This is a genomic window from Prosthecobacter sp., from assembly GCF_044378005.1.
Classification (GTDB): Bacteria; Verrucomicrobiota; Verrucomicrobiia; order Verrucomicrobiales; family Verrucomicrobiaceae; genus Prosthecobacter.
Map to the genome: position 1 here is coordinate 1 of NZ_JBILYB010000208.1, position 7,790 is coordinate 7,790.

Annotated in this window: 9 protein-coding genes and 1 tRNA gene; 9 read left to right on the forward strand and 1 reads right to left on the reverse strand. The window is 61.2% G+C overall.

Annotated features, from left to right (window positions below):
- Positions 1-206 (reverse strand): hypothetical protein (locus AC6FTP_RS24275; protein ID WP_497209493.1); only part of this gene is annotated, 206 nt, incomplete at its 3' end.
- A 218-nt stretch (positions 207-424) separates the two neighbouring features.
- Between AC6FTP_RS24275 and AC6FTP_RS24280 the strand changes: the two genes are divergently transcribed.
- The 9 genes from AC6FTP_RS24280 (at position 425) to AC6FTP_RS24320 (ending at position 7,744) form a co-directional block, all read left to right on the forward strand.
- Positions 425-1,366 (forward strand): chorismate-binding protein, encoded by a 942-nt coding sequence (locus AC6FTP_RS24280; protein WP_497209494.1) that lies wholly within the window; start codon positions 425-427, stop codon positions 1,364-1,366.
- 69 nt (positions 1,367-1,435) lie between these two features.
- The gene (locus AC6FTP_RS24285; RefSeq protein ID WP_497209495.1) at positions 1,436-2,056 is read left to right on the forward strand and encodes an LON peptidase substrate-binding domain-containing protein; all 621 of its coding nucleotides are present in this window, start codon (positions 1,436-1,438) and stop codon (positions 2,054-2,056) included.
- A 56-nt stretch (positions 2,057-2,112) separates the two neighbouring features.
- Positions 2,113-2,553, forward strand: coding sequence for a hypothetical protein (locus AC6FTP_RS24290; protein ID WP_497209496.1), 441 nt, complete (start codon positions 2,113-2,115; stop codon positions 2,551-2,553).
- Positions 2,553-3,317 (forward strand): metal ABC transporter ATP-binding protein, encoded by a 765-nt coding sequence (locus AC6FTP_RS24295; protein ID WP_497209497.1) that lies wholly within the window; start codon positions 2,553-2,555, stop codon positions 3,315-3,317. Before AC6FTP_RS24290 ends, AC6FTP_RS24295 begins: the two co-directional genes overlap by 1 nt.
- A 15-nt stretch (positions 3,318-3,332) precedes the next feature.
- A complete protein-coding gene (locus tag AC6FTP_RS24300) occupies positions 3,333-4,190 on the forward strand; it encodes a metal ABC transporter permease (protein ID WP_497209498.1) in 858 nt (285 codons plus the stop codon).
- A 14-nt stretch (positions 4,191-4,204) separates the two neighbouring features.
- On the forward strand, positions 4,205-5,125 hold the full coding sequence (locus tag AC6FTP_RS24305) for a S1 family peptidase (protein ID WP_497209499.1): 921 nt from the start codon (positions 4,205-4,207) through the stop codon (positions 5,123-5,125).
- A gap of 183 nt (positions 5,126-5,308) precedes the next feature.
- Positions 5,309-6,475 (forward strand): pyridoxal phosphate-dependent aminotransferase, encoded by a 1,167-nt coding sequence (locus AC6FTP_RS24310; RefSeq protein ID WP_497209500.1) that lies wholly within the window; start codon positions 5,309-5,311, stop codon positions 6,473-6,475.
- Positions 6,476-6,633: 158 nt separating this feature from the next.
- Entirely contained in the window at positions 6,634-7,569 is a 936-nt protein-coding gene (lgt, locus tag AC6FTP_RS24315; protein ID WP_497209501.1) for a prolipoprotein diacylglyceryl transferase, read from the forward strand.
- Positions 7,570-7,667: 98 nt separating this feature from the next.
- Positions 7,668-7,744: transfer RNA gene (locus tag AC6FTP_RS24320), tRNA-Pro, on the forward strand.
- The last annotated feature ends 46 nt before the right edge of the window (positions 7,745-7,790 follow it).

The following is a 7,790-nucleotide window of genomic DNA, read 5'->3' on the forward strand; positions in this document are numbered from 1 at the left end:
ATGGAGGTGGCCGGGGCGGGGATGCCGGGCAGGGGCACGAGGCTGTCGCCCGTGGGGGAGGCATAGGCCTCGGTGGCCTGCTTTTTCTTGATGAAGGCGAGCTCCTCTTTGGCGCCACGGGCGGCCTGCTGGCCCTCCCAGGCGAGGTAGGAGGTGGCACCGATGAGGAGGGCGGTGAGGACGTAGGCGAAATGAATGAGGCGCATGGGGAAAGGGGATGGAATGAAGGGTGGGGGACCTGGGTTGGAGTTTCAGAGACTACCGCGATTCATGAAAATCAAAAACTGATTTCCATTTGCGTCATCCTTGCGCCACCAGCCCTGCGTTTCACTATGGCACTCATCACATGACAGACATCGCATTTTTCAGGCTCCCGGACGGACGGGCGTGGATCGGAAAGGGACCCTTTGAGTCTTCGTCGTCCATGCCAGCGGACGGCGGGGCTTTTTACGTCAATGATTTCGATCTAAAGGACCCCGTGCCGTGGAAACGCCCCGCAAAGCTGATCCCCGTCGCCGCCGAATCACTCGCCAGCAGTGTCGGCTGGAATGGGGCACAGGCTCCACACATTCAGTGGGCAAAGCCGGCGACAGAGTGGTTCAAGATGGCCTTCCGCCGCATCCGCCGGGAAGTGCTGGCGAAGCGTCTGGAAAAGATGGTGCCGGTGCTGACTGAGCGCGGGTGCATCGTGAGCGGTGATCCGATCCGTTTGCTGGAGCGCGTGATGGATGCGCCGCCGAACACGTGGGGATACGCCTGGGTGCAGGGCGAAGAGGGGTTCATCGGCGCGACGCCGGAGCTGCTCTTCCGAGCCCAGGGACGGGATGTGAAGACGATGGCGCTGGCTGGCACGGCCAAGCCGGGTGCGCAGGAGGCTTTCCTCAAAGATGTGAAGGAGATCGACGAGCACGAGATCGTGGTGCGTTACCTGGAGGCGCAACTTTCCAAGCTGGGCCCCGTGCAGCGTGATCCGCGCGGGCTTTGCCAGGCCTCGACGCTGCTGCATTTCCAGACAAACCTGCGCGTGCAACTGGCCGGTGACGCCGTGCCAGATACGCTGGTGCGTGAGCTGCATCCCACGCCTGCGGTGGGCTGTCTGCCGCGTGAAGAGATGTGGCTGGACCGGCTGCGGGAATATCGCGCGCAATTGAAAGTGCCGGGCTTCTTCGGCGCTCCCTTCGGCTTCGTGGAGCCGGGCGAAGGCCACATTTGTCACATGGTGGTGGCCATTCGCGGCGTGAGCTGGAGCGGTCAGGAAGCTCAGCTTCCGAGCGGTTGCGGCATCGTGGGTGGCAGTGCCTTTGATCACGAATGGCGTGAACTGCGCCTGAAACGCGAGGCCGTGGTGGCGATGCTGGGGCTGTGATGAGCGAATGCAAAACTTGGTGACGCCGTTCCCGCAGGGTGTGGCGTAGTGAATGGAGCATTCATCTTCATGGCTCTTTCTCAGACGCACACTTCTTCCTTCGTTCTGCCCGACACTCTCGGGCTGATCGTGCTGGAGGAGTGCTTCCACTTCCCCGGCTGCTTTTTGCCGCTCTACATCTTCGAGCAGCGCTACCGACAGATGCTGGATCATGCGCTGGAGACGAGTCGGATGTTTGGCGTGGGCACGATCCTGAATGATGAACTCCTGCCCGTGACTACGGTGGGCCTTATCCGCGCCAGCAAAAAGCGCGAGGACGGCACCTCCCATGTGATGCTTTATGGGGTGAAGCGCATCCGCATCACCGGCTGGGTGCAAGAAAGACCCTTCCGCATCGCCACCATCGAGCCCTTTCCCACGCTGCGTGAGTCCACCGACGAAGAACTCATTGAGTTAAAGCATCGGGCGCTGGATCTGCTCCCGCCTGCCAAGCCAGAGTGCAGCGAGGCCATGCAGACGCTGCGTAGCACCCTCGATGATATGGTCTGCCCGGATCTCGCCTGCGACATCTTGAGCTATCACTTTGTCCGGGAGCCGGAGATCATGAGCCGACTCATGGTCGAGCCAAGTCTGGAGGAACGCTACGCCGTGCTCATGCACGAACTGGAGCGGCTCAAAGCAGGCGCATGAGGTGATCGGTGACAGAGGTTGACTCTGGGGCACGTCTCCGTGACTTATTGCAACCAATGCGCGGTTTCCCTCCCATCCAGATCTTTGTCCTCGGCCTGCTCTTCGGCCTCCTGGCCGTGCCGATGGTCCAGCTCACGGGCAATGCCACCCACATCCCCGAAGTGGAGCCAACCGCCGCGCAGACACGGGCGGAAAAGAAGCCTGTGCCGGTGATCGTGCGGCTGCGTTACGCGCACAAGCCCGTCTCCATCAGCTTGAAAAGCGAGGGCACAGAGCTGCTCACGAAGCTGGATCTGAGCGCCTCACCCGCCGAGGTGGAGGCCGAGATCGCGGTCTCCAATGATGGCAATGAATTCAGCCTCGACGCCCAGTGGCCTGCAGGCACCCCCGACACCGCTTTGAGCCTGGAGATCGAGCCCGACGGCTACGATGCCAAAAGCGAAACCCGCTGGTCCAGCGGGGCCGCACTCAGCGAAATCCTCACCTTCACTTGGTAATGCCCACGACCACTGCCAAAGAACACGTCTGCTGGGGCGGCGGCTGCGAGCACTCGCACCAACACCGTCTGGAAGTTCGCGACCTGCGTGTGAGCTATCGCGAGGTGCTCGCGCTGGACGGCATCAGCTTCGCCACGGAATGCGGGCGCAGCATCGCGCTGATCGGCCCGAACGGGGCAGGGAAGAGCACTCTTTTGAAGGCCCTCGCCGGACTCCTGCCGACGGACAAAGGCAGCCTCATCTGGCGCGGCCAGCCGCTCACCCGCAGCAGTCATGAAATCGCCTACCTGCCGCAGCGGGGCGATGTCGATTGGCAGTTCCCCATCACCGTGCGTGGGCTCGTGGAGATGGGCCGCTACCCGAATCTCGGCTGGTGGCGCGGCTACTCGAAGCACGACGGCGAGATCGTCGAGCGCGCCCTCACCGCGATGAATCTGCTCGACCTCCAGGACCGCCAGATCAGCGCCCTCTCCGGCGGCCAGCAGCAGCGCACCTTCATCGCCCGCGCCCTCGCTCAGGAGGCGCACGTGCTCCTGCTCGATGAGCCTTTCACCGGGCTCGACAAACCCGCGCAGGACAACCTCAGCCGCCTCTTCAAAGAACTCACCGCTGAGGGCCGCCTCCTCATCGCCAGTCACCACGATCTGCAAACCGTCTCCGGCTTCTACGACGACGTGCTGCTCATCAAAAAGACCCAGGTCACCTTTGGCGATGTCGCCACGCACTTCACGAAAGAAAACATCGCCGCCGCCTACGGGCAGTGATCTCCACCCGCCGCCATGCCCCAGGATCTTCCCACACTCACTGACTTCCTTGCCGAGCCCATCGCCAAACGGGCGCTGCTCGCCTGTCTCATGATCGGCTTTGCCAATGGCTTCGTCAGCGCCTTCGTCGTGCTGCGGAAGTCCGCGCTGAAGATCGGCACCCTCTCCCATGCCCTGCTGCCCGGCATCGCTCTGGCCGTGCTCTTGGTTGGGCTCACGCAGTGGAGTGCGCTCGCCGGAGCCGTCTTCGCCGCCATGATCGTCGGCCTCGGCTCCATCTTCCTCTCCCGCACTTCCCGGCTGGATCAGGACACCTCCATGGGCATCCTTTACACCACCGCCTTTGCCGGAGGCTACCTCATCCTCACCCAGCTCAATGTTCGCCAGAAGCTCGACGAATGGCTCTTCGGCAGCCTCGTCGGCATGGCAGACAGCGACCTCTGGATCGCCTTTGGCATCAGCGCCATCGCCGTGCTCTCCCTTACAGCGCTGCAAAGGCCGCTGCTCATCTACCTCTTTGAGCCCAACATCGCCGCCAGTCTCGGCGTGCCCGTGCGCTTCCTGAACTACGCCACCTTTGCCATCACCATCCTGGTGCTCATCTCCTCGCTGCAAGCCGTCGGCTGCATCCTCAGCGTCGGGCTCATGGTGGCCCCCGCAGCCACCGTCTATCTTTTCACCAATGACGCCCGTACCCTCTTCTGGGGCGGCGGCATCATCGGCGGACTTGGCTCCGTGGCCGCCTTCTTCATCAGCTACCCGCTCGGCTGGTCCATGAGCAGCACCATCATCCTCGTGCTCGGCAGCCTCTTCCTGCTCGCCTACATCTTCAGCCCCCGCTACGGCCTCTTCAGCAAACGCGCCGGTGCGTGAACCAGATTTTCTTCATGCGCTATCTGCTCCTCCTGATTTCCCTCTCTGCTCTGGCCCAGGGGCCTGGCGTTCCTGTCTATGAAGAAGGCCGGGGTGCCAAAGGGCAGGCCGCTTTGCTGGCACAAGCTCAGACGCTGCGGGAAGCCAAACAACTGCTGCCCATGACGACAGCGACGGAGCAGATGAAGCGCGCAACTTGCGAACTGACGCTGCCTCCGCCCGAGACGAAGCCTCTGCCACCCCGCGAACTCTGGCAGCGCGCACGACTGGCACATCTGCGGCTCGGCTTTTACTACCTCTGCACGAAGTGCGACAAGTGGCACCTCAACCTGGCCGGTGGTTACGCCATCACCACGGATGGTGCCGTGGCGACCTGCGCCCATGTCATTACCCCGCCGGAGAAAATGCTCGAAGGCTACCTCATCGCCGCTACGGAGGATGAGCAGGTGCTGCCCGTGACGGAGATCCTCGCGGTGAACACGGGCAAAGACAGCGCCATCGTGCGCGTGAAGTCCACCGCACTCACTGCCCTGCCGCTGGCCAGAGACACCATGCCCGGTGATCCCATCTGGTGCTTCAGCGATCCCTACGGCAAGCGCGGCTACTACAGCGAGGGCATCGTCAGCCGCTTCGTGAAGCGCCCTTTCATGCGCAAGCGCGAGCAGGCAGCCCTGCCTGCTGGCACTGCCGTCCCGACGCCGATCTGGTTGGAAACCACGCTCGACTGGGCACCAGGGTCGAGCGGCTCCGCCTTGCTCGATGCCCAGGGCAACTGTGTCGGGCACGTCTCTGAGATCCAGGCCATGCTGGAAGATCCGCCGCTGCGGGCACGCGCCAAGGAAGTCCCCGCAGCGGCCAAACCGCTGGGCACTTACATTGTTTTTCATCAAGGCATCGCCGCCGCCGAAGTGAACTCACTCGTGCTTTCAAAGTGAAGGCAGTGCGGTTATCGAAAGGGGAGGTGCCATGATTGAAACCTCCTTCTTTGTGGAGGGATACTTCAAGCATTCCACCCCTCCGGCCTCCCCGGCGTTGACAAACCCTCTGACCGCTCCTTTTTAGCGCCCCCTTTCCGGCCAAACCGGACTATCCCACCCCAGCCAGCACCTTTCCCATCTATGGACTTCATCGCCAAAAACATCGCCGAACTCGCCCCTTCCATGACCCTTGCCATCACTGCCCAGGCGAAGGCGCTCAAGAAGCAGGGGATCGATGTGCTGAGCTTCGGCGCAGGCGAGCCAGACTTTAACACGCCCGACCACATCACCCAGGCCGCCGCAGAGGCGCTGATGGGCGGCAAAACGCGCTACACCGAAAGCGCCGGCCTTCTCGAACTCCGCGAAGCCATCGCCGCCAAGCTCCTCCTCGACAACGGTCTGCAATACGACCCCTCCATGATCAGCGTGAACTGTGGTGCCAAGCACTCCTGCTACAACGCCATCGCTGCCGTCGTGAATCCCGGTGACGAAGTCATCATCCCGGCTCCTTATTGGACCAGCTATCCTGAAATGGTGAAGATCGTCGGCGGCATCCCCGTCATCGTCGAAACGAAGCGCGAAAACGGCTGGAAGATGACGGCTGAAGAGTTCGAAGACGCCATGTCTCCGATGACGAAGATGGTGATCATCAACAGCCCTGGCAACCCAACCGGCTCCGTGTATTCCAAGGAAGAACTCGCCGCCATCGGTGAGATCGCCGCCTCCGAAGACATCCTCATCCTCTCCGACGAGATCTATGAAAAGCTCGTCTATGCCGAGCAGAAGCACGTCTCCATCGCCAGCATCAGCAAGGACATCTTCGACCACACCATCACCATCAACGGTTTCTCCAAGGCCTACGCCATGACCGGCTGGCGCCTCGGCTACACCGCCGCTCCGAAGAAGATCGCGGAAGCCATCGACACCATCCAAAGCCACACGACCAGCAACGTCACCACCTTTGCTCAATACGGTGCCATCGCCGCCCTCCAGGGCGACCAGCAGATCGTCGCTGACATGCGTGACGAGTTCGACGTCCGCCGCCAGTACATGCTCAGCCGTCTCCAGGCCATCAAGAACATCCGCGTCGTCGAGCCCCTCGGCGCCTTCTACTTCCTCGTCGATATCGAGCCCACCGGCATGAAGTCCGTGAACTTCTGCGAGAAGCTCCTCAGCAAAGCCCGCGTGGCCGCCGTCCCAGGCGTTGCCTTCGGCGCTGAGAGCACCCTCCGCTTCAGCTATGCCACTGGTCTTGATGTCATCAATGCCGGCATGGACCGCTTCGAGGAGTTCTGCTCCCAGCACTAAGATTGACGAGTCATCTCCACCAAGGGCCGCTGTGATCCAGCGGCCTTTTTTTGTGGGTGCATCAGGATGGAAATGCTGAGCCCGTCAATCGAAGTGCTGCATTCCTTTTGCTTGCCGGAACAGGTGCCTGAATCGAAGGATCAATCCTTTCCAAACCCATGATGAATGTCCTCGCCTACTATCTGCATGATCTCAGCCCGCACCTGATCCGCTTCAGCGATGCCTTCGCTCTGCATTGGTATGGGCTGGCTTATGTCCTGGGCTTTTATCTGACGTATCGGGTGATGCTCTTTCTCTCGCATCGCGGACTTTCGGAAATCAAAGAATCCCAGGTGGCGGATTTCATTACCTTGGTGGCGCTGTTCGGTGTCGTGCTCGGTGGGCGCATCGGTTACATGTTGCTCTATGATTGGGACCACTTTGTGCAGGAGCCCTGGATGATTTTCATGATTCACAAAGGCGGCATGGCCAGCCACGGGGGGATAGCCGGAGTGGCTTTGTTTTGCCTCTGGTATGCACGAAAGCACAAGATCTCATGGACAGGTATTGGCGACACGTTGGTGTGCGGTGCTCCGCTTGGCGTGTTTTGCGGGCGCATTGCCAATTTCATCAATGGCGAACTCTTTGGCCGTGTGACTCAGGTGCCCTGGGCCGTGAAGTTCCCCACGGAGTTGCTGCATGAAGACTTCGTGAAGCAGGGCGGTACCGCTGTTGCACTGCCTGAAAATCTCCAGCACAGCCCTGAGATCATCGCGTGGTTCGAGCGGAATGGGGGTGGTCGTGCTGAACTCGAAGCGATCCTGCATCCGCGCCACCCTTCGCAGCTTTATGAGGCACTCGGGGAGGGGCTGTTCCTCAGCGCCATTCTGTTGGCAGTGCGTCTGCGCTGGCCACGTCTGCCTCATGGCGTGCTTACAGGGTTGTTCTTCCTGCTTTATGCGGTGGCGCGTATCTCGCTGGAGTCAGTGCGTCAGCCGGACTCTGGTTCAGAGGCCATTCTGGGCATGACGAAAGGGCAGTTCTTCTCCCTGTTCATGGTGCTCATGGGATTCGTCTTCATGGCTCATGGCATGCTGCGTGGCAGACGTGCATAATTCTGCTTCGTCGAGAAACAAGTCAGTTGCAAACAGGGTGGTCCCCGCCATCATCCGCCTCCCCAGCCGGACGGCGTCAAGCTGTCCCGCCAAAAGGTCGGGCCGTAGTTCAGCCTGGTAGAACGCTTGCATGGGGTGCAAGAGGTCGTGAGTTCGAATCTCGCCGGCCCGACCATTTTTCTCCTTCCACGATGTCGGAGTAAGTGCTTGAACTGCATGCG